Source organism: Serratia sp. CY81684, assembly GCF_052166595.1.
Classification (GTDB): domain Bacteria; phylum Pseudomonadota; class Gammaproteobacteria; order Enterobacterales; family Enterobacteriaceae; genus Serratia; species Serratia nematodiphila.
The window spans coordinates 1,466,639-1,487,943 of the sequence record NZ_JBJNOO010000001.1; the positions used below are offsets into that span (position 1 = coordinate 1,466,639).

Here is a 21,305-nt window from a genome sequence, read left to right on the forward strand (position 1 = left end):
AGCGGCCGATGAGACGGCGCATTCCGCTCTGATTGTTACCCACGGCCCGGCGGGCGTGGCGGTACAAAACGGGCGTTTCGCATGAGGTTAGCGACATTGAGCGAAGGGTGTGTTCGGCATAGTGTGCTGAACGGTGGCTCAATACGTGAGTTAATCAGTATAAGATACTGATATTTAAACTAGAGAAAGCACGAAGCCCAATGACCCCGGCTAGGGAAGGTATAGCACCCTGTCGTTGGCCATGCCAAGTTTTATGAACAAAATCAGTTGATTGAGATTACGCGGATCGGCGCCTCAGCCCGCGTCAGCGCTGGGATGAGGGGAAAGTGAAAAAAATCCGCAGCAAAACGTTACGCCGTAACAATCAGTCCAAATGGTGCGATTCGCCGCCGGCAAAGACAGGATGTGAGGGCGGATAGACTTGGCGCAGGCGCTTGCTGATATACTCAGGGAAAATAAAAACGCCAGGAAACCTGCATAACGCCATGACAAATAACGTTTCACCCGCACCCATCGCCCACCGCCCATTGATTCTGATCGCCTGCATGCTGGCGATGTTCATGTCGGCGATCGAAGCCACCATCGTCGCCACTGCCATGCCGACCATCATCGGCGATCTCGGCGGCTTCTCGCTGCTGGGCTGGGTGTTCGCGGTCTATTTGCTGGCGCAGGCGATCACCATCCCCATCTACGGGCGGCTGGCCGATCTCTACGGCCGCAAGCGGGTGTTCTTCTTCGGCGCTACGCTGTTCCTGCTGGGATCGGTGCTGTGCGGCTTCGCCCCCGACATGTATTGGCTGATCGGCTTCCGCTTATTGCAGGGATTGGGCGCCGGCGCCATCATGCCGATCGCGTCCACCATCATCGGCGACATCTACAGCGCCACCGAGCGGCCGAAGGTGATGGGTTACCTGTCGAGCGTGTGGGGCGTATCGGCGATCATCGGCCCGCTGCTGGGCGCGTTTATCGTGCAACACCTGCCGTGGGCGCTGGTGTTCTGGGTCAACCTGCCGATCGGCCTGTTGGCGATGTTCTTCCTCTGGCGCTATCTGCCGGCGCATCAGCAACTGCGGCGGCACGCGCTGGATCTGGCGGGCACCGCCTGGCTGACGCTGTTCGTTTCGGCGCTGCTGCTGGCGCTGTTGCAGATGGAAAGTCTCGGATGGTGGGTGGCGCCGCTGCTGGCGCTGGCGGCGGCGTCGCTGGCGTTGCTGATCCGCCAGGAGCGGCGCGCGGTTGAGCCGCTGTTCCCGCTGGCGCTGTGGCAAAGCCGGGTGATCGTCGCCGGTAACATCGGCGGGCTGGTGATCGGCGCGGCGATGATGGGCATCAGCGCCTTTCTGCCCACCTTCATTCAGGGCGTGATGGGGGGCTCACCGCTGGAGGCGGGCACCACGCTGGCGTTGATGTCGATCGGCTGGCCGCTGGCCAGCACGCTGAGCGGCCGTTTGATGCTGATGACTTCGTATCGCGCCACGGCGCTGTTGGGCGCGCTGCTGCTGGTGGCGGGCGGCCTGATCCTGCTGATGCTGCAGCCGAACGGCGGTCTGCTGTGGGGCCGGGTGGCGGCGTTTATGGTCGGCGCCGGCATGGGATTGTGCAACACGACGTTTTTAGTGTCGGTGCAGAACGCCGCGCATTACAGCATTCGCGGCATTGCCACCGCCTGTACGGTGTTTACCCGCATGGTGGGCTCGGCCATCGGCACCGCGATTTTGGGCGCCACGCTGAACCTCAACCTGCAGTGGCGTTTGCCGGAGATTGACGATCCGGTGCAGCGGCTGATGGATCCGGCGGTGCGGCAGAGCATGGGGAACGAAGCGCTGGCGCAGCTTATCCAGCAGGTGGCGGCTTCGCTGCATTGGGTGTTCCTGGTATCGGCGTTGGTGTCGTTGCTGGCGCTGGCGGCGGCGATGCTGATCCCGGCGCGTTGTCGGCCGCAAGGCGAAGAGGAAGAGGCGGAGCAGGCGTAAAGGAAAAGGAAAGGGCGCGGCTATTGCGCGCCCTGGGTAGCCGATGCGGCTTACTGCGCGTTGGAGGTGTCCTGGCTGGTGCCGGTCTGCGCCGCGTCACCACTATCGTCGCCGTTGTTCAGGCGGGTATAAACGATCTTCTGGGTGTCGTTTTCGCAGTGGCCGACCACCTGGCCGCCTGCTTGATCGGCCTGATCGTTAGGCACGATCTCCAGTTTGAAGCCGGACTCCGGAACGCCGTTATTGACGATTTTTTGCGAAATGTCCGCTTTCACGCTTTCACAGGAGGCCAGAGCCGCCAATGGGGCGCCGGCCAGCAAAACAGCGGTTAATATCAGCGTTTTCTTCATCACGTCATCCTTTTAGACAATGAACTTCCTGTAACAGGATAGCAGCAACGGCGGCCGGGTTTCACGCTTGCCCGCCCGCCGCAGGCGGATTAAGGATTAATCCGACGCCCGGTCTGGCGATCCAGACATTTACGGGTGTCCGGTTCCCAGTACGCGTTGACGTTGTTGCTGTCGTTGCAGCGGTCTTCGTCATCTGCCGCGCGATCGGCCTTGTCGAACTCTTTCTCGACGCGAGTGTTGACCTTGTGGCGCAGGGATTTGGTATCATTCCACTGCTCTTTGCTTTGGCGCGCTTCTTCGGTGCTCATCGCGCCGCTGCCTTTGCCATCGACGGTGACGCAGGTGCTGCCCTGCGTGCAGGTAGCGGCCAGCGCCGGCGCCTGCCAGGCGCCCATAACGGCCAGCATGGCGACCGGCAGCATCCCGCGCAGCAGTCGTTGGGTCGAAAATGTTTTCATCGTTTCATCCTTATGAGTGAGTGCGCCTGATGATGGCGACACTGGCGTTACCTCGCCCGCAGGCGTGGTGATAAATATACCACCGCGCTCCTGGAATTCACCAGCCAAGCGCCGATTCGTTTACTTTACCGAGAGAAAACTGCGACCGATGTTAAAAACCACGCTGTTGTTTTTCGCCACCGCCCTGGCTGAAATTATCGGCTGTTTCCTGCCTTACCTGTGGCTGAAGAAGCAGGGCAGTGCCTGGCTGCTGCTGCCGGCGGCATTAAGCCTGATGCTGTTTGTCTGGCTGTTGACGCTGCATCCGGCGGCCAGCGGGCGGGTCTATGCGGCCTATGGCGGTGTGTATGTGGCGACGGCGCTGCTGTGGCTGCGGGTGGTGGACGGGGTGAAGCTGTCTGCGCTGGATTGGGTCGGCGCCGGCGTGGCGCTGGCGGGCATGCTGATTATCGTTTCCGGCTGGCGCGCGGCCTGAGGAAACGCGGCGGGAGTCGCCTCCCGCCGTCGCGGCTCAGGCGCCGCGGTGGATGTTCAGCCCGGCGAAGGACTGGCTGACCGGCATCATTTCCAGCGTGTTGATGTTGACGCGCGCCGGCAACGTCGCGACCCAGAATACCGACTCGGCGATGTCTTCCGGCGTCAGCGCATCGGCGCCTTCGTAGGTTTTGTTGACCTTGCCGTCATCGCCCTTGAAGCGCACGTTGGAGAACTCGGTGCCGCCCACCAGGCCCGGTTCGATATCGGTCACGCGGATGCGCGTGCCGTGCAGATCGGCGCGCAGGCCCAGGCTGAACTGTTTGACGAATGCCTTGGTGGCGCCGTACACGTTGCCGCCGGCGTAAGGCCAGTTGGCGGCGGTGGAGCCGATGTTGATCACGTGGCCGACGTTGCGCTCGACCATGGCCGGCAACAGCGCGCGCGTCATGTTCACCAGCCCTTTGGCGTTGGTGTCGATCATGGTTTCCCAGTCATCGGCGTTGGCCTTGTGCGCCGGCTCCAGCCCCAGCGCCAGCCCGGCGTTGTTCACCAGCACGTCGATCTGGCGCAGCTCGGCCGGCAGTGCTTCGATCGCCTGTTGAATGGCGGCGCGGTTGCGCACGTCGAGCCGCACGATGTGCAGCGCTTGGCCGAGTTCTTCCTGCAGCTCTTCAAGACGCTCAAGGCGGCGCCCGGCGGCGATCACCCGATGGCCTTCACGGATAAAACGGCGCGCGATCGCCTCGCCGAAACCGGAGGTGGCGCCGGTAACAAAAATAATCATGTTGCTGTTCCTCAACTGTTTTTACCCTACATGCCTCTATCATTAGCACAAACCCGCAGGCAGTGGCAGGGGTTATCATGGCGGAAAGCAAAAAAGATGACACCGGGCCGGCGGCCCGATGCTGACTAGCGCTGAGGCGGCAGGTGATACACCACGGCGTCATACTTGATGCGCTCGCAACGGCCGGCCAGCACGCCGCCCAGCGACTCGACGAGGCGGCGGCTGGCGGTATTCTGCTCGGCCACCGGGTAGAGAAAGTGCGGCGGCTGAAAGCGCTCGCTGGCCCAGCGCGCGATGCCCTGCACGATTTCGCGGCCGTAGCCCTGGCCATGCAGGCTCTCTTTAACCCAGATGCCCAGCTCCGGGGTGTGGCTGCGCAGATTATGCGCGCCGCCGACGCCGACGAACTGCCGGTCTTCGCGCCGACGGGCGACGAAGATCACTTCTTCGCCTTCGCGCATCAGCGGCAGCCAGCTTTGCCAGACGTTGGCGAAGTCTTCCGGCGACGCTTCCGGTTCAAAGGTCATAAAGCGCGTCAGAGTGGGGGTGATCGCCTGGTAAACATCGTCGGCGTCTGCTGCGATAAAGGGGGCAATCAACAAACGGTCGGTGTCAACGCGGCACTGAGAAAGGTCATTATGATTCATCTTATTCCCTCGCTTTTCAGGCCAGAATGGCAAAAAAATCCGCGCCCATAAGTTGGGGCGGATCGTCGATATTACGCGCATTGGCGTCAGAAGCGACTTATTTTTCGCCGCTGCGGCGGCGCGGAGGAACGGCTTTATGTGACGGCGTCACGTTGATGAGAAAGACGGCGGGCACGGTTAACCGCGCCCGCCGCTGCGGATCAGAACTTCACCGAACCTTGCAGATAAATCGTGCGCGGCTGGCCGATATACAGACCCTTGTTGTTGTCGTCATAGGCGCGGGTGAAATACTCGTGGTTGAACAGGTTTTTCACGCCGACGCCCAGATTCAGGCCGGCCATTTCCGGGCCGAAATCATAGGCGGCGCGCACGCCCCACAGCATGTAGCCGGGAATGCGGCCGGTGCTGCCGTCGGCGCTTTCCGCCACGGTGTTGGCGTTGTCGGCGAACTGGCTGGACTGGAACTCGCCGTTAAGGTTAAACGCCCAGTTGCCTGGCGTGTAGTCCAGCCCCAGCGTGCCTTTATGCTTCGGCGAGAACGGCACCTGGTTGCCCTTGTAGCCGCCGTCTTCGCGGATGGTGGCGTTGACGTAGGCGTAGCTGGCGTAGGCGGTCAGGTCGTCCAGTTTCGGCGTCAGCTGCGACAGATCGTAACGCAGGCTGCCTTCCAGCCCGGTGTGGCGGGTTTTGCCGCGCGCGGTCACGCTGTCGGTCACCTGGTTGGAGTCGTACTGGTTGTTGAAGTTGATCAGGAACAGCCCGATTTCGCCGGTCAGCGCATCGCCGGCGTAGCGGGTGCCCAGCTCCCAGGTGCGCGCCTTCTCCGGTTCAATTTTGCCGCTGTCGACCGCTTTGCCCATCTGGCTGTACTGCACGGTGCCGAAGGAGCCTTCGGTGTTGGCGTACAGGTTCCAGTATTCGTTCAGGTGATACATCACGTTCAACGCCGGCAGCGGCGCGTTATAGCTGACGTCGAGGCGGTTATTCTTGATGTAGTTGTTCTGGTACGACTTGATGTATTCGTAACGCATGCCCGGCGTGAGGGTCCAGTCGCCGATGTCGATGCGATCGTCGATATAGAAGGCGTGCGCCTCGGTGCCGGACTGGGTGTCGCGATCGTACGGGCTGGCGGTGGACGGCAGCCTGCCGGTGCTGGCTTTGCTGGTGTAGCGCAGTTCGTGGGTGGATTCGCTGACGTAGCGGTAGCCGACGCCGACCTCATGCGCCGAGTCGCCCCAGCGGAAGATCTGGCTGTAGCGCGGTTCCACGCCGCGCACCCAGTATTCGCGCGGCGACAGCGTCAGGTTTTTACCCTGATCCAGATAGCCGCTGCGCAGGGTGTAGGTGTAGAAACTCTGCACGTCGAACTTGTGCTGCCGATCCGGCTGATACTGGTAGCCGAAGTTCGCCAACTGGCGGCGGCCCCAGAACTTGTCGTACGGGCGCGTCGACTGGAACGGGTTGGCGTTGTAGTCCGCCCGGCTCAGGCCGCCCGGCATTTCAGCTTCGCCTTCGTAGTATTGCAGCAGGCTGTTGAAGGTGTGCACCTCGTTCGGCGCGTAACGGCTTTTTAGCATCACGTCGTCGATTTTGGTCGCGCTGTGCTCGCGCCAGTCGCTGCCGCGGGTGCCGGAGTAGAGCAGCGCCGCGCCGAAGCCGTTATCGGCGGTGCCGCCGATCATCAGGTTGCCGGTGCCTTTCGGGTGATCCTGGCGCGAGGTCGGGCTGAGCTGCCCCTGCATGCCAGCCGTCATGCCGAAGGTTTTCGGGATGGCACGGGTGACGAAGTTGACCACGCCGCCGACGCTCTGCGGCCCATAGCGCACGGCGCCGCCGCCGCGCACCACGTCAATCGCGTCCATATTGCCGAGCGAGACCGGCGCCAGCGACAGCTGCGGCTGGCCGTAAGGGGCGAAGGGCACCGGGATGCCGTCCATCAGCACGGTGGAGCGGCTGGCGAGGCGCGGGTTGAGGCCACGAATGCCGAAGTTCAGCGCCATATCATGGCTGCCGGTGCCATTGTTCTCCGGCGCCACCACGCCCGGCACGCGGTTCAACGCTTCGCGCACGGTGGTGGTGCCGGTTTTGGCGAAGTCTTCGCGGCGCACCACGTCGCGCGCGCCGGGGTGTTCGAACACGTCGATCTGGCGGCCTTCCGCCAGCCAGTCACCGACTACGGTGATGTCTTCTTCCTTCTGCGGCTGCGGCAGTGTGGCCAGCGTGTAACCGTTGTTGCCGAGCGCTTTAGCCTGCAGGCCGCTGCCCGCCAGCAGGGCGTTCAGGCCGTCGTCGACACCGTAGCTGCCGTTCAGGCCCGGCGAGCGTTTGCCGGCGGTCAGCGTGCCGTCTACCGAGAGTGCGATGCCGGCGCGAGCGGCGAAAGCGTTCAGCGCCCCGTCCAGTTCACCGGCCGGAATGTGATAGGTGGCCGCGGCGCTGGCGGCGCTCACCGTCAGCGGTGCGGCGAAGGCCAGACCAATGGCCATGGCCAGCGGCGTGGCCCGTTTTCCCCAAAGCGAAGCCGGAGCGACCTTTCCCCAAGCGTTGTTCATACCTTCTCCTGAATCATTTTTTATTTATTGCTGCAGTGTTTTCCTGGGAGTCGGATGAGCGAAGCAAAAGGGACAATCAAGAATGCGATTTTTTATCATTTTTATTTAAAAAGATTCAGGCGGGGACGATTTGCAGCCAATAGCGGGTAAAGCTCTGCAGACGAACCGGCAGCGTCTGGCTGAGCAGGGCGAGGGCGCGATCGGTATCGTTGAGCGGGAAACTGCCGCTGACGCGCAGGCCGGCGACGGCCGGATCGCAGCTCAGGTGGCCGCGCCGGTAGCGCGCCAGTTCGGCGATCGCCCGCTCCAGTCGCCACTGGCTGACGCTCAGCACGCCGCGCAGCCAGCCGTCCTCTTGCGCAGCCGATTGCTTGTCGCCGAAGGCCGTGGCGCTGAAGCTAATCTGTTCGCCGGCATTCACCCGGCGCGTTTGCCGCGCGTCCTGCGCCAGCTGCGCTTCAACCGCATGCTCCAGCACCGTCAGGCGCGTCTCGCCAGCGCTCTCACGCACCAAAAAGCGGGTGCCGAGCGCGCGCATCGCCCCCTGCGGGCTTTGCACCCACAGCGGCCGGGGGTCGCGTCCGGTAATCAGGCTGATTTCCCCGGCGTGCAAGCGGATCAGCCGTTGACGATCGTCGTAATGTACGTCCACCGCGCTGGCGGTGTTCAGCACCAGCTGGGTGCCGTCGCTTAACACAATGGGTTTGATCTCGCCGGTGGCGGTGCGGTAGTCGGCGCGTAGCTCCCGGCCGAACGGCGACTGGTAAAGGAAGCCGCCGCCGCCCACGCCGAGCAACAGCAGCAGGCTTTTCAGCAGGGTGCGGCGATCGATCGCCGCCTGGCGGCCGGCGCGATCGAGCGCACGGTAGCTGAATTTGCCCGGCACGCCCTGTAGCTGGCTCTGCAGCGCTTCGACGCGCTGCCAGGCCCAGCGGTGATCGTCATGCTGCTGGTGCCAGGCTTGCCACTGTTGGCGCTGGCGTTCGGTGACGTGCTCGTCGCACAGCAGCGCATACCAGTGTGCGGCCATTTTCAGCGCCTGGCGCTGCTCGGGGGTGATGGCGTTGCTCATGAATAAACGTCGTTTTCGAGGCTGAACAGCAGGCAATGCTCGGTGGCTTTGGCCATGTATTTTTTAACCGAACTGACCGAAACGCCGAGGCGCGCGGCGATGTCCGCATAGCCCAGGCCTTCGAGCTGCGACAACAGAAAGGCCTGTTTTATCTTCGGCCCCAGGCCGTCGAGCATGGCGTCGATCTGCTGCAGGCTTTCCAGCAGGCTCTGGCGCTGCTCCGGCGACGGGGCGTAGCCTTCCGGGATCAGCGCCAGCATCTCAAGATAAGCGCGCTCCAGCGTTCTGCGGCGGAACAGATCGACCATCACCCGCTTGGCGACGGTGACCAAAAAGTCTTTCGGTTCGCGCAGGGTTGCCGCGGCGTCGCTTCTCAGCAGGCGCATAAAGGTGTCCTGCGCCACATCGTCCGCATCGAACGCGCAGCCCAGCCGCCGGTGCAGCCATCCCTGCAACCAGGCATGATGGGTGGCGTAAAGGCGCGACAGCGCGGCGTGCGGGGCAGAAGCGGTGGCGGACATGATTTTCGCATTGCTGGTCAAAAAGATGCGCGGATGATAATTGAGAATGGTTATCGTTTCAAGTTTGACCGTTGTCCTTAGGCCGAGATTCAACCCCCCGGCGTGGTGTTGAAATAAGCCGTGCGCCGTGAAGATATTCGTTTGCTCATTCAAGGTGCAGCGACGCGATGTTATTTTGGCAGGCAAACGGTTGCTATTTATCCGCCGTCGAAGACTGAGCGTGGGTCTTATTCTCTTTCGCCGGCCTATGCTTTCAGGTTAATTACCAATCAATTGTTTTTATTTAAAAATGTATTTTATCGCCGCCTGTTGGCATGCGGCTTGCTATGCTTAAGCCGGTCTTGGCGTTTGGGCAAAAAAGCCTTGTTTCATCGGCGCAGGTTATTTCGCGGGTGAGCTTGGCCGGTCGTCACAAGGAAGAAAATAATGGCACTGCAATTCACCACGGCTATTCGGGGCAATTTTTTTGATATCGCAGCCTGTGTGGAGGCGCCGCAACAGCTTGAGGAACGCCTGCGGCATGTTCCCGACGGTTTGCTGCTGCTGAACGACGGCGTCATCGTCTGGTTCGGCAACTGGCAGCAGGGCGAGGCGCTGCTGCCGCCGGGCTTCACGGTCACGGAGTATCGCGACAAGCTGATCGTGCCGGGATTTATCGATACCCACATCCACTACCCGCAAACCGAAATGATTGGCGCCTATGGCGACCAGCTGCTGGACTGGTTAAACAATTACACCTTTCCGACCGAAAGCCGTTATGACTGTGAGCAGCACGCCGATGCGATGTCGGCCTTCTTTTTGCAGCAGTTGCTGAGTAACGGCACCACCACCGCGCTGGTGTTCGGCACCGTGCATCCACAGTCGGTCGATGCGCTGTTCAGCCAGGCGGCAGCGCTGAACATGCGCCTGATCGCCGGCAAGGTGATGATGGATCGCCATGCGCCGGAGGCGCTGCTGGAAACGCCGGCGCAGAGTTACCGCCAGACGCGCGAGCTGATTGAACGCTGGCACGGCAAAGGCCGCCTCGGTTACGCCATTACGCCGCGCTTTGCGCCTACCAGTACGCCGGCGCTGCTGGCGCAGGTGCAGCGGCTGCGCGAAGAGTATCCCGACGTTTGGCTGCAGACGCACCTGAGCGAGAACCCGCAGGAAGTGGCCTGGGTAAAAGCGCTGTTTCCGCAGCACCGCAGCTATCTGGATGTTTACCACCGTTATGGCATGACCGGCGATAAAAGCGTGTTCGCTCACTGCCTGCACCTGGAGGAGCAGGAGTGGGACTGCCTGTGCGATACCCGCTCGGCGATCGCCTTTTGCCCCACCTCCAACCTGTTTCTCGGCAGCGGGCTGTTTGACCTGCAGCAGGCCTGGCGCAAGCGGGTGAAGCTCGGCATCGGCACCGACGTGGGGGCCGGCACCACCTTCAATATGCTGCGCACGTTAGGCGAGGCGTACAAGGTCGGCCAGCTGCAGCATTACCGGCTCTCCGCCGTAGAAGCGTTCTATCATGCCACCCTGGGCGGCGCCCGCGCGCTGGCGCTGGACGACAAAATCGGCAACTTCAACGTCGGTAAAGAGGCGGATTTCGTGGTGCTCGATCCGGCGGTCACGCCGCTGCAGCAGTTGCGTCATGCCAACAGCGCCACGCTGATGGAGCAAGGATTTGTGCTGATGACCCTGGGGGACGACCGCAATATTTATTGCACCTATGTGGACGGTAAGGTGGTTTATCAAAGTTAAATATTAGAGTGTTTGAAAGGGAATGTAATTCAGATGCATCAATTATATGATGCATCTGAGGAGGTTAAAGTTTCGAGAATATAGAGCCGCTGTTTGTTGTAAATATGCGGTCATAAAGCATTGACGCATAATTATCTGTCATGCCTGCTATGAAGTCACATACAATTCTTTCCCTCGGTAGGCCGCGACAACTCTCGATTCTGTCCAAATATTTTTGAGGGAGGAGTTCTTTTGTGTTTTCATTTACTGCATCGAATAGTTCTGAAACTATTTTCCCTCCTTTGAATTCCATTGTTCTTATTTCATGTTTTTTTATTACTTTTTTGTATGTGAGGTTTTTTAATTCATTTATTTCAAACTTTATACTCTCATCAACAAAAGCATTCAAATCAATCAAAGGTTCTTGGAAAACATTTCTTTGTGTTATTTTAACATTGTCTATAAACTTGTGAACTAACTTGCTTATTATTCCTTTTCTTCGAGGGTGATTACCTGAGAACAGATCGTTTTCAAACTTTTCATACTCCTTGAGGTTGGTACTTGCAACCCAACTCCTAAAGTCTTCAACTCCTATGATTTCTAATGCAATGGCATCTTCTAAATCATGAACAGCATATGCTATGTCATCAGATAACTCCATGATGCTGCAATCAAATGACTTATAAATTGTTTTTTTATTCTCATTTGGAGACTTGCTTTCCTTTGCCTTTGTAAATTCTATTCTATCTTCCTTGGTTAGTATATCGAGAATCCATTCCAATTCATCTTTCTCCGTATCTAAAATACATTTTGGTGGTTTCTCTGTATATCCTATGGCCGCTTTTAAATCGCTATATCTACATGGGTATTTGACCAGTCCTAAAAGTGTTCTTCGCGTTAAGTTAAGGCCATTATTCAGAGATGCCTCACCAAGATGAGTACAGATTCTCAAAGTTTGCCCATTTCCTTCGAATCCACCAAAATCTCGCATTTTGGCTGCTAAGGATATTTCTCCTTTATGGCCAAAGGGTGGATGTCCGATATCATGGGCTAAACCTAAAGCTTCTATTAAATTCATATTTGGTATGAATTCTTTAAAGGTTCTATGACTCCTGTATTTGTCATTTAAATGGGCCACTATGCCGCTGCCAATCTGAGCCACCTCTAATGAGTGGGTTAGGCGCGTTCTATAAAAATCGCTTTCGCCAACACCAAGAACTTGGGTTTTACCTTGAAGGCGTCTAAAGGATGCTGAGTGTATGACTCTCGCTCTATCCCTTGCGAAATCATGCCAGTCTGACTGTGGTTTTTCTTTTCTGTCTAGCCAAGTGCTCATGTATTAAATCCTATTCCATGTTGATTAATTATACTGAAATCATTGCCATTTAAATAATATGACGTGTGCTTTTAATGTTGATGGAACAATCGTGAGTTATATAACAAAAAAACAAATCTCATTTCAATGTGAGAATTAGAGCTTCATCATATAGTAAATTACCTTAATCGAATTTCTATTCTCGTCCATTCACCTAACGATGTAATTCATTGTGAGCTACTACTTCATTTGACGCACTAATGTAATGAGCTTCGTTACCATAGACTAACTTCTAATCACTTGTTTTTGCTCAAACTGCCAACTGCGCCTAAGCTAGGTGATGACTCAGAGGGAGCCATTCCCCGAGACCTTATTCCGTGAACATGGAGGAGTTTCGATTTGATGCGTTTATCCACATTGGTGCTGGCGATCGGCATGGCGCTGGGCTCGCAGGCACAGGCAGCAGAAACCCAACCTCACGCCGACCATAGCGCGCTGCCCAGCGGCCAGGCGAAGGAGGCTACCGTGACCGGTGAAGCCAATCAGCACGACAAGCAAAAGACCCAAAACCCGTTCTTCTATCAAAGCCGTCTGCCGTTCCAGGCGCCGCCGTTCAACCTGATCAAGGAGAGCGACTACGCGCCGGCGATCGCAGCGGGCATCAAGCAAAAGCGGGAAGAGGTGGAGAAGATCGCCAACAACCCGGCCAAGCCCAACTTTAAAAATACCTTCGTGGCGCTGGAGCAGGCCGGTTCGCTGCTGACGCGGGTGATGAACGTGTTCGGCGCCATGACCTCGGCCAACACCAGCGACGCGCTGCAGAAGCTGGATGAAGAGACCTCGCCGAAGCTGGCGGCGTTGAACGACGACATCATGCTCAACGGCAAATTGTTCGCGCGCATCAAGGCCATTTATCAGGATCGCGATGCGCTGAAGCTGGATCCGGAATCGCGCCGGCTGGTGGAAGTGACCTACAAGAACTTCGAGCTGGCGGGCGCCAACCTGTCGGACGCCGACAAGGCCAAGCTGAAAGCGCTGAACCAGGAAGCGGCGACGCTGAGCACCCAGTTCACCAACAAACTGCTGGCGGCGAGCAAAAACGGCGCGCTGGCGATAACCGACCCGGCGAAGCTGGACGGTCTGTCCGAAGGCGAACTGGCCGCGGCAGCGCAGGCGGCCGCCGAACGCAAGCTGGAGAAACAGTGGCTGCTGGTGCTGCAGAACACCACGCAACAGCCGTTGCTGCAGAGCCTGAAAGATCGCGACACCCGCAAAGCGCTGTTCGACGCCTCCTGGACGCGTGCGGAGAAGGGCGACGGCAACGATACCCGTCAGACCATTTCCCGTCTGGCCAAGGTACGCGCCGAGCAGGCCAAACTGCTGGGCTACCCGAACTACGCCGCCTGGAAGCTGCAGAACCAGATGGCCAAGACGCCGGATGCCGCGCTGAGCTTTATGCGCAACATCGTGCCGGCGGCCACCGCGCGCGCCGAGCGTGAAGCCAAAGACATACAGGCGGTGATCGATCAGCAGAAAGGCGACTTCAAGGTGCAGGCCTGGGACTGGCAGTTCTACGCCGAACAGGTGCGCAAGGCCAAGTACGATCTGGACGAATCGCAGATCAAACCTTACTTCGAGCTGAACAATGTGCTGAACAACGGCGTGTTCTACGCCGCCAACCTGCTGTACGGCATCAGCTTCAAAGAGCGCAAGGACATCCCGGTCTATCAGCCGGACGTCAAGGTGTATGAAGTGTTCGACAAGGACGGCAAATCGCTGGCGCTGTTCTATACCGATTACTTTAAGCGCGACAACAAGGGCGGCGGCGCCTGGATGAGCAACTTCGTCGATCAGTCGAAGCTCAACGGCACCAGGCCGGTGATCTACAACGTCGCCAACTTCACCAAACCGGCGCCGGGGCAGCCGGCGCTGCTGTCGTATGACGACGTGATCACCATGTTCCACGAGTTCGGCCACGCGCTGCACGGCATGTTCGCCGATCAGGAATACCCGAGCCTGTCGGGCACCAACACCGCGCGCGACTTCGTCGAATTCCCGTCGCAGTTCAACGAGCACTGGGTCAGCGATCCGAAAGTGTTCAGCCATTTCGCCAAGCACTACCAGACCGGCGAGGCGATGCCGCAGGAACTGGTCGACAAGATCAAGAAGGCCGACAAGTTCAACAAGGGCTACAGCATGACCGAGTTGCTGTCCGCCGCGCTGCTGGACATGCACTGGCATATGCTGACCGCCGATCAGCCGCAGCAGGACGTGGACAAGTTCGAGGCCGAGTCGCTGCAAAAAGACAAGGTGGATCTCAGCTATGTGCCGCCGCGCTACCGTTCCAGCTACTTCCAGCACATCTGGGGTAACGGCTACGCCGCGGGCTACTATGCCTATCTGTGGACGGAAATGCTGGCGGACGACGCCTTCCAGTGGTTCACCGAACACGGGGGCCTGACCGCCGAAAACGGCCAGCGCTTCCGCGACATGATCCTGTCGCGCGGCAACAGCCAGGATCTGGAGAAGCTGTACATCGACTGGCGCGGCAAAGAGCCGAGCATCGAGCCGATGCTGATCAACCGCGGGCTGAAGGACGAGTAAGTTCGGCCATTCCCGGTAAGCAAACAAAAGGGCGCGTTATGCGCCCTTCGTCTTTTTGGCTTGGCCGACAGTCAGCGGTTCACCACCTTGGCCGGCAGGGCCACCACCAGCAGCGAGCTGAGCAGCAGGCAGCCGGCGAAGGCCCAGAGCGCGCCGCCGCTCTTGCCGGTCAGATCCAGCGCCAGCCCCATCAGCGAATTGCTCACCAGCCCGGCGATGTTGGCCAGCGAGCAGGCCAGCGCGAAGCCGGTCGCCGCCGCCGTGCCTCGCAGGAAGGTGGCCGGCAGGCTGAAGAACACCGGCACCGCGCCGATGATTGCCGCCTGGGCGATGGAGAACAGCAGCACCGTGGCCAGCGCATTGTGGGTGAAGAAGGTGCTGCCGGCCATCGCCAACGCGCCGACGATAAACGGCACGATGATGTGCCAGCGCCGTTCGCGCAGCCGGTCCGAACTGCTGCCGATCAGCAGCATGCCGAGCAGGGCGGCGACGCTGGGGATCGCCGTCAGGTAGCCGATGGTGGTGATGTCGGTGACGCCGGCGGTTTTGATGAAGGTCGGCATCCAAAAGCCCATGGCGTAGGCGCTGAGCAGAATGGCGAAGTCGATGCCGCCGAGCATCCACACCTTCAGGTTGAAGAAGCCGTCGCGGAAGCTGTGCTTGCCGTGACCGGCTTCGGCGTCGTCGCGCGCCAGATCGTCGGCAATGCGCTGTTTTTCCTCGGGCGTTAGCCACTTGGCCTGCTGATAAGTGTTAGGCAACAGCCAGAAGGTCAGCACGCCCAACAGCACGCTGGGAATGCCCTCCAGCAGAAACAGCCACTGCCAGCCGTGCAGCCCGTGGCGCATGTCGAAATGGCCCATGATCCAGCCGGAGAGCGGCCCGCCGATCACGCTGGAGAGCGGTAGGCCGATCATGAACAGCGCGATGATGCGGCCACGGCGATAGGTCGGGAACCACAGCGTCAGGTAAAAGAGCACGCCGGGCAGGAAACCGGCCTCCGCCACGCCGAGCAGAAAGCGGATGACGTAGAACTGCGTCGGCGTGGTGACGAACATGGTGGCGGTGGACAGCAGCCCCCAGGTGATCATGATGCGGGCGATCCACATCTTGGCACCGACGCGCTGCAGGATCAGGTTGCTCGGCACCTCGAACAGAATATAGCCGACGAAGAACAGCCCGGCGCCCAGGCCGAAGGCCGCTTCGCTCAGCTGCAGCGCGTCGGCCATCTGCAGCTTGGCCAGCCCGACGTTGATGCGATCGAGGTAGGCCGCCAGATAACACAGGCAAAGAAACGGGATCAGTTTCCAGGTGATTTTGCGGTACAGCAGCAGCGATTCTGCGTCCGCTTTCCCCGCCAGCGGGGTGTCGACAATGGCCATGATGTTGTCTCCAGGTGGTGCGTGTTGGCCTCCGCAGGAGGCGCCTGTTGTGTTTGCGTTGCATGGACGCCGCCCTGTTTCGGGCGGTCGCCTGAGGCGCTGTCTGCGCCTTCGTTATTGTCGTTGCAGGTGAATCGTTGATTCATAACCGGTTCAGATAGTCGAGCGCCTCCCGTTTGTGCACCACGTCGCCGTATTTGCTGTCGATGTCGAACAGGTTGGCTTCGTGCGGGCCGGGGTGACGATCGCCGACGCACTCGCGCACCACCATGGCGCGAAAGCCGTGCTGCACCGCGTCCACCGCGCTGGCTCGGATGCAGCCGCTGGTGGAGCAGCCGATCATCAGCAGCGTGTCGATCCCTTGCGCCACCAGCAGCGGCGCCAGCGCGGTGCCGAAGAAGGCGCTGGCGTATTGCTTGCTCAGCACCACCTCATCGCCCAGCGGCGCCACCGGCGGGCAGAACGCCGCCAGCGGGTTGCCTGCCACCATGTCCTTCATCACCGGCGCTTTCTTGACCCACAGGCCGCCATCGGCAAAATGGCCTGCATGATAGCGGATATGGGTGTGGATCACCGGAATTCCCGTTCGGCGCGCGCAGGCCAGCAGCTCGCGGCTTTCCTCGACTGCGCTTACTACGCCCGGCGCGAACAGCGGCGCGCCTTCGGTGGTGTAGGCCTGCATAAAGTCGATCGCCAGCAGCGCCGGGCGCCGGCCGAAGCCGATGCGCTGGCCCCAGACGCCGCGATAGTTGTCGCTGAGGGTGTCGTTCATTCTGCCTCCTCAATAGGCGCCGGACAGCAGGGCGCCGGCGCCGGGGACGATCGGCTCCAGCTCCAGCGCGGTCAGCATCGCGTAAGTGGTGGCGATGGCGGCGGTGATCACCGGTTTGCCGGTTTGGGCCTCCACCGTCGGGACGGCCGGCAGCGAAGGCATCTGCACGCAGGCGGACAGCACGATAGCATCGACCTCGCGTAAATCCATCTCGGCGACGATCCCCGGCAGCCTGGCCGGATCGTGCCTGCCGACTTCGAGGTTGTCCGGGATCTCCAGCGCGCGCCATACCTTGACCTCGATGCCTTCGTGCTGGATGTAGTCCACCACCAGCTGGGTCAGCGGTTTCATGTAGGGCGCCACCAGCGCGATGCGTTTGGCGCCGATCACCTTCAGGCCGTTGACCAGCGCGCCGGCGCTGCTGATAACCGGCGCGGCGGCCTGATTGTCTTTCGTCACCTGCGCCAGCCGGGCCTGCGATTCGCGGTGGTAGCCCAGCCCCATCGCCATGATGGCCACCAGGCAGGCGTAGCCGAGCACGTCGACCCGCGCGTCGGACAGCTCCAGCGCGCAGCGATCGGACTCGGCGTCCATCGCCGCCAATTCTTCTTTATTGACGTGTTTCATGCGCATGCGGCTGGAGTGAAAGGTGAAACGCTCCGGGCGTATCAGCTGGCGCGCGCCCAGCATCGCCGGGATCTCGGTTTCCATCGTGGTGTTGGAGCTGGGCACGATCTGGCCGATGCGGTAGTGGTTGCTCATGTCGGTGTTCCTCAGTTAATCCAGAAAATCGCCCAGGGCGCGGAAGAAGCCGTCGAAATCGTCCCACGGGATCATGTGTCCGGCGTTCTCGACCTCGACGATGGCGATCTCCGGCTGCAGCGCGCGGATCTCCGCCCGATCTTCGGGCTGAATGACGCCGCCTTTGCCCGCGGCCATCAGCAGCGTCGGCATGGTCAGCTGCGGGTAGTCGCGGTGGCTGTCCACCTGATGAAAATCGTCGTAGGCGCGTTGGATCGCCGGCTCGTAGCAGGTATGCAGCCATTCGGCGCGCAGCTGGCGCTGTTCTTCGCTCCAGGTTGGGCAAAAGGCGCGCATCTGCTCGGCGCTCATGCCCGGCTGCGACTGCCGGATGGAGTCGGCGTACCACGGCCATTGGCCGGGATAGGCGCGGCGGCCGGGACCGGAAACCGGCGGATCGACCAGCACCAGCCGCCGCACGCCGGCGGGCCGCAAAGCGGCGGCGCGCAGGGCGAAGCGGGCGCCCATCGAATGGCCGAGCAGGGCGTAACTGTCTAGGTTCAGCGCGGCGGCGAAGGCGCTGACGTCCTGTGCGCAGGTCTCTGCGTCATAAGCCAGTTCCGGGCCGCTGGACGACAAACCGCGGCCGCGCACGTCGAGCACGTAGACGTCGTATTTTTCCCCCAGCCGCTTGGCGACGAAGCCCCAGGTGATCGCCGGGCTGGTGATGCCGGGCACCAGGATCAGCGCCGGGCCGTGGCCGCCGTAGCGCAGATAGTGTTGGCGAATGTCGTTGGCGTGAGCGTGGGCGCCGTAGAGGAAGGTGCTCATGCGGCGTTCTCCGATTTCAGCGCTTGCGCGTACAGGTCATAGCCGTAAACCCAGGCCGGATCTTCCTGGGTGCGCAGGAAGGTGTTGGCGTTGGACACCGCCTGCACCCTGGAGGCGCGCTCCTTGCGGTTGGCTTCATACAGCTGGAAGGCGGTGCGGTAGTCGCCGAGGCCGGTTTCCTGCAGGCAGCGGGTCAGCATGGCGGCGTCTTCGATCGCCATCGCCGCGCCCTGCGCCATGTGCGGCTTCATCGGGTGGCAGGCATCGCCGAGCAGCACCAGACGGCCTTCGCTCCACAACGGCAGCGGTTTGCGGTTCAGCAATGGCCATTTGGTGACCTGTTCGCTGGATTCGATCAGCGCCTGCACGATCGGATGGTAGCCGGCGAAGGTCTCGAACATCTCTTCGCGGCTGCTGTCGATGAAGCTGCCCTGGAAATCCCAAGCCGGGTGCGGCACGCCGCTGACGTAGTAATATTCGTCGCGCCGTTGGGTGGTGTAGTAGACCATCAGATGGCGATCCGCCGACCACCACTTCACGCAGTCTTCGAACGTCAGGTTGTATTTCGCCAGCTTCTCGCCGCGGATCAGCGCGCGGTGGGCCACCCAGCCGCTGTAGGTCGGCGCTTCGGCGCCCAGCAGATGCTCGCGGATGCGCGAGTTGATGCCGTCGGCGCCGATCACGATATCAGCGTGGGCCGAGGTGCCATCGACGAAGTTCAGCACCACCTCGTCACCGCGATCTTCAATCTTGCTCAGGCATTTGCCGAAGTGCAGGGTGCCGGGCTGCAGCGCGGAGAGCTGCAACGCCTGCAAATCGCCGCGGTGCACCGTCACATAGGCGGCGCCGTACTCCCGGCGGGCGAAGGCGCCCAGTTCGATGCGCGACAGGTAGTCGCCGCTTTCGGCGTCGCGGCTGAACCAGAAATCGGGATGAGACGCCATCTGCTCCAACCGTTGCTCAATACCGAGACGGCGGAAAATCTTCAGCACGTTCGGCCCCATGTGAATGCCGGCGCCGAGGCGCGAGAACGCCGGGCTCTGCTCATACAGATCGACGGTAAAGCCGGCTTTTTGCAGCAGCCCGGCGGCGGCGGCGCCCCCCAGCCCGGCGCCGACGACGGCGATGCGTGGTTGTTTGCTCATCATGTTTCCCCTGTCTGTTGGCTTTTTTCAGCGTAGGCCCAACGCGTGGTTGGACGATTGATTTATAGTGTATGCACTAGATAACGCAAAGTTGCAAAAGTGTTAAATCAGATCTTGCTCACGCTAATTGACAGCGTATTACTGTTAAACTCATGTTAATCACAGGATTGATAAGGCATGAAATAGGACTTTCTTATGATGGCCATCTGTGGCTTGCTTTCTATTCCTTTTTTGACTTAGATAAAATGAGCGTGTTCACTTTAAATTGATTAAAAAATAACCGTCGCCTTGCGGGCGTCGGATACCCTTGACGAGACAGGAGACAGGCCATGGCGGTCAATGAAACCCAGTTGGTACAGCTGTTCGAGCAGGTGCTTACGCTGTCGAAGGTCGATGCTTCGCAGAGCGTGGCGATTTTGAAAAGCCATTATTCCGATGCGCGCACGGTGCGCGCCGCGACCGACGCGGCGCTGCGGCTGGGCGCCAGGGTGTATGCCGTCGAACTGCCGGCGTTCAACCATCCGCGGGCGATGGGCAACGACATGACCGCCTATTGCGGCGATACCGCGCTGACCGGCAACCTGGCGGCGCAGCGTGCGCTGGAGGCCGCCGACCTGATCGTCGATACCATGATGCTGCTGCATTCGCCGGAGCAGGAACAGATCCTGAAAACCGGCACCCGCATCCTGCTGGCGGTGGAGCCGCCGGAGGTGCTGGCGCGCATGTTGCCCAACGCGGAGGACAAAGCGCGGGTGCTGGCCGCCGCCGCCGTGCTGGAGCAGGCGAAGCTGATGCAGGTGACCTCCGCCGCCGGCAGCGATTTCCGCGCGCCGCTCGGGCAATATCCGACGGTGACCGAGTACGGCTATGCCGATGAGCCGGGGCGCTGGGATCACTGGCCGAGCGGTTTCCTGTTCACCTGGCCGAATGAGGAGCAGGCGGAGGGCGTGTTGGTGCTGGAGGTTGGCGATATCTTGCTGCCGTTCAAAAGCTATGCGCGCGAACGCATCACGCTGGAGATCGAACAAGGGTTCGTCACCCGCATTCACGGCGGTTTTGAGGCGGAATACCTGCGCGAATACATGAAATACTTCGACGATCCGGAAGTGTACGGCATCTCGCACATCGGCTGGGGCCTGCAGCCTCGCGCCCAGTGGACGGCGATGGGCCTGCACGACAAGAACGACGGCATGTGCATGGACGCGCGCGCGTTCTACGGCAACTTCCTGTTCTCCACCGGGCCGAATACCGAAGTGGGCGGCACGCGCAAAACGCCTTGCCATATGGACATCGCGCTGCGCCGCTGCGACATTCGTCTCGATGGGCAAACGGTGGTGGCGGACGGGGAAGTGGTGGCGCCGGAGGCGTCGCGCGTGCGCCGGGCGTAATCGTTGCTGCCAACGGCGGGGGTTTGTACTATTCTCGTGGATTCCATAGATGGTGAGAGTAACGCAATGACGCCCCCCGAATACCCGTCAGCCGTGAGCGGCCAACCCGAAAATTATCATTTTACCGAGCAAGTCGGGCACCTGCTGCGCAAGGTTTATCAGCGCCACGTGGCGATTTTCCAGCAAAACGTCGGCGATTCGCAGCTGACGGCGGTGCAGTTCATCACCCTGTGCGCGGTGCGCGATATGGGGCCGAGCTCGCTGACCGAGCTGGTGCAGGTGACGGCGGTGGATCAAGCCACCATCCGTGGCATCGTCGAGCGGCTGAAGGCGCGCGATCTGATCACGGTGACGCCGGATCCGGTGGATCGGCGCAAGGTGGTGGTCGGCCTGACCGACGCCGGCGGCGCGCTGCTGGCGGAAACGGTGCCGCAGGCGGCGAAAATCACAGAATTGACGTTCGGCACGCTGAACCCGGCCGAACGGATAGCGCTGATATTCCTGCTGAATAAAATGCTGGAAGACCCTGCCACCGGCTGATTCGCCCACGCAACGTCGTTGCCTGGTGGTCGGTGGC

General features: G+C 60.5%; 19 protein-coding genes. 6 read left to right on the forward strand and 13 right to left on the reverse strand.

Annotated elements, in window-relative coordinates; all coding sequences use genetic code 11:
- The first annotated feature begins 485 nt into the window (after window positions 1-485).
- Complete coding sequence (locus ACJ8QF_RS07285; protein ID WP_442537397.1) at window positions 486-1,973, forward strand: MDR family MFS transporter; 1,488 nt, start codon at window positions 486-488, stop codon at window positions 1,971-1,973.
- A gap of 50 nt (window positions 1,974-2,023) precedes the next feature.
- Here ACJ8QF_RS07285 and ACJ8QF_RS07290 read toward each other — a convergent pair whose 3' ends face one another.
- Both ACJ8QF_RS07290 and ACJ8QF_RS07295 read right to left on the reverse strand, forming a co-directional pair.
- Window positions 2,024-2,323 (reverse strand): DUF1161 domain-containing protein, encoded by a 300-nt coding sequence (locus tag ACJ8QF_RS07290; protein ID WP_004938557.1) that lies wholly within the window; start codon window positions 2,321-2,323, stop codon window positions 2,024-2,026.
- Window positions 2,324-2,412: 89 nt separating this feature from the next.
- The gene (locus tag ACJ8QF_RS07295; RefSeq protein WP_004938560.1) at window positions 2,413-2,781 is read right to left on the reverse strand and encodes a DUF1283 family protein; all 369 of its coding nucleotides are present in this window, start codon (window positions 2,779-2,781) and stop codon (window positions 2,413-2,415) included.
- A gap of 148 nt (window positions 2,782-2,929) precedes the next feature.
- On the opposite strand from ACJ8QF_RS07295, the gene ACJ8QF_RS07300 reads away from it, so the two are divergent.
- Complete coding sequence (locus ACJ8QF_RS07300; RefSeq protein ID WP_004938563.1) at window positions 2,930-3,256, forward strand: YnfA family protein; 327 nt, start codon at window positions 2,930-2,932, stop codon at window positions 3,254-3,256.
- Window positions 3,257-3,292: 36 nt separating this feature from the next.
- Here the strand turns inward: ACJ8QF_RS07300 and ydfG are convergent, their stop codons facing one another.
- The 5 genes from ydfG to fecI form a co-directional block, all read right to left on the reverse strand.
- Window positions 3,293-4,042, reverse strand: coding sequence for a bifunctional NADP-dependent 3-hydroxy acid dehydrogenase/3-hydroxypropionate dehydrogenase YdfG (gene ydfG / locus ACJ8QF_RS07305; RefSeq protein WP_004938567.1), 750 nt, complete (start codon window positions 4,040-4,042; stop codon window positions 3,293-3,295).
- A 125-nt stretch (window positions 4,043-4,167) separates the two neighbouring features.
- Window positions 4,168-4,689 (reverse strand): GNAT family N-acetyltransferase, encoded by a 522-nt coding sequence (locus ACJ8QF_RS07310; RefSeq protein ID WP_442537398.1) that lies wholly within the window; start codon window positions 4,687-4,689, stop codon window positions 4,168-4,170.
- Window positions 4,690-4,889: 200 nt separating this feature from the next.
- A complete protein-coding gene (fecA, locus tag ACJ8QF_RS07315) occupies window positions 4,890-7,241 on the reverse strand; it encodes a TonB-dependent Fe(3+) dicitrate receptor FecA (RefSeq protein ID WP_442537399.1) in 2,352 nt (783 codons plus the stop codon).
- A 115-nt stretch (window positions 7,242-7,356) separates the two neighbouring features.
- Complete coding sequence (gene fecR, locus ACJ8QF_RS07320) at window positions 7,357-8,313, reverse strand: ferric citrate uptake sigma factor regulator FecR (RefSeq protein ID WP_442537400.1); 957 nt, start codon at window positions 8,311-8,313, stop codon at window positions 7,357-7,359.
- Window positions 8,310-8,834 (reverse strand): ferric citrate uptake sigma factor FecI, encoded by a 525-nt coding sequence (gene fecI, locus ACJ8QF_RS07325; protein WP_442537401.1) that lies wholly within the window; start codon window positions 8,832-8,834, stop codon window positions 8,310-8,312. Before fecI ends, fecR begins: the two co-directional genes overlap by 4 nt.
- A gap of 426 nt (window positions 8,835-9,260) precedes the next feature.
- Between fecI and guaD the strand changes: the two genes are divergently transcribed.
- Complete coding sequence (guaD, locus tag ACJ8QF_RS07330; RefSeq protein ID WP_442537402.1) at window positions 9,261-10,571, forward strand: guanine deaminase; 1,311 nt, start codon at window positions 9,261-9,263, stop codon at window positions 10,569-10,571.
- A gap of 64 nt (window positions 10,572-10,635) precedes the next feature.
- Here guaD and ACJ8QF_RS07335 read toward each other — a convergent pair whose 3' ends face one another.
- On the reverse strand, window positions 10,636-11,886 hold the full coding sequence (locus tag ACJ8QF_RS07335; protein ID WP_442537403.1) for an anti-phage deoxyguanosine triphosphatase: 1,251 nt from the start codon (window positions 11,884-11,886) through the stop codon (window positions 10,636-10,638).
- 381 nt (window positions 11,887-12,267) lie between these two features.
- Between ACJ8QF_RS07335 and dcp the strand changes: the two genes are divergently transcribed.
- Window positions 12,268-14,469: a peptidyl-dipeptidase Dcp gene (gene dcp, locus ACJ8QF_RS07340; protein WP_049188144.1), complete on the forward strand. Its 2,202-nt coding sequence runs from the start codon at window positions 12,268-12,270 to the stop codon at window positions 14,467-14,469.
- Window positions 14,470-14,540: 71 nt separating this feature from the next.
- Here the strand turns inward: dcp and ACJ8QF_RS07345 are convergent, their stop codons facing one another.
- The 5 genes from ACJ8QF_RS07345 to ACJ8QF_RS07365 form a co-directional block, all read right to left on the reverse strand.
- The gene (locus tag ACJ8QF_RS07345) at window positions 14,541-15,851 is read right to left on the reverse strand and encodes an MFS transporter (protein WP_442537404.1); all 1,311 of its coding nucleotides are present in this window, start codon (window positions 15,849-15,851) and stop codon (window positions 14,541-14,543) included.
- Window positions 15,852-15,993: 142 nt separating this feature from the next.
- The gene (locus ACJ8QF_RS07350) at window positions 15,994-16,623 is read right to left on the reverse strand and encodes an N-carbamoylsarcosine amidohydrolase (RefSeq protein WP_171403579.1); all 630 of its coding nucleotides are present in this window, start codon (window positions 16,621-16,623) and stop codon (window positions 15,994-15,996) included.
- A gap of 9 nt (window positions 16,624-16,632) precedes the next feature.
- Entirely contained in the window at window positions 16,633-17,385 is a 753-nt protein-coding gene (locus ACJ8QF_RS07355) for a maleate cis-trans isomerase family protein (RefSeq protein WP_015377793.1), read from the reverse strand.
- Between the two features lie 15 nt (window positions 17,386-17,400).
- A complete protein-coding gene (locus ACJ8QF_RS07360) occupies window positions 17,401-18,195 on the reverse strand; it encodes an alpha/beta fold hydrolase (RefSeq protein ID WP_442537405.1) in 795 nt (264 codons plus the stop codon).
- Window positions 18,192-19,343, reverse strand: a complete 1,152-nt coding sequence (locus tag ACJ8QF_RS07365) for an FAD-dependent monooxygenase (RefSeq protein ID WP_033645813.1) — start codon at window positions 19,341-19,343, stop codon at window positions 18,192-18,194. The genes ACJ8QF_RS07360 and ACJ8QF_RS07365 overlap by 4 nt, the downstream gene beginning before the upstream one ends.
- 326 nt (window positions 19,344-19,669) lie before the next feature.
- On the opposite strand from ACJ8QF_RS07365, the gene ACJ8QF_RS07370 reads away from it, so the two are divergent.
- Window positions 19,670-20,728 (forward strand): 2,5-dihydroxypyridine 5,6-dioxygenase, encoded by a 1,059-nt coding sequence (locus ACJ8QF_RS07370; protein WP_015377796.1) that lies wholly within the window; start codon window positions 19,670-19,672, stop codon window positions 20,726-20,728.
- A gap of 66 nt (window positions 20,729-20,794) precedes the next feature.
- A complete protein-coding gene (locus ACJ8QF_RS07375; protein ID WP_004938613.1) occupies window positions 20,795-21,268 on the forward strand; it encodes a MarR family winged helix-turn-helix transcriptional regulator in 474 nt (157 codons plus the stop codon).
- The last annotated feature ends 37 nt before the right edge of the window (window positions 21,269-21,305 follow it).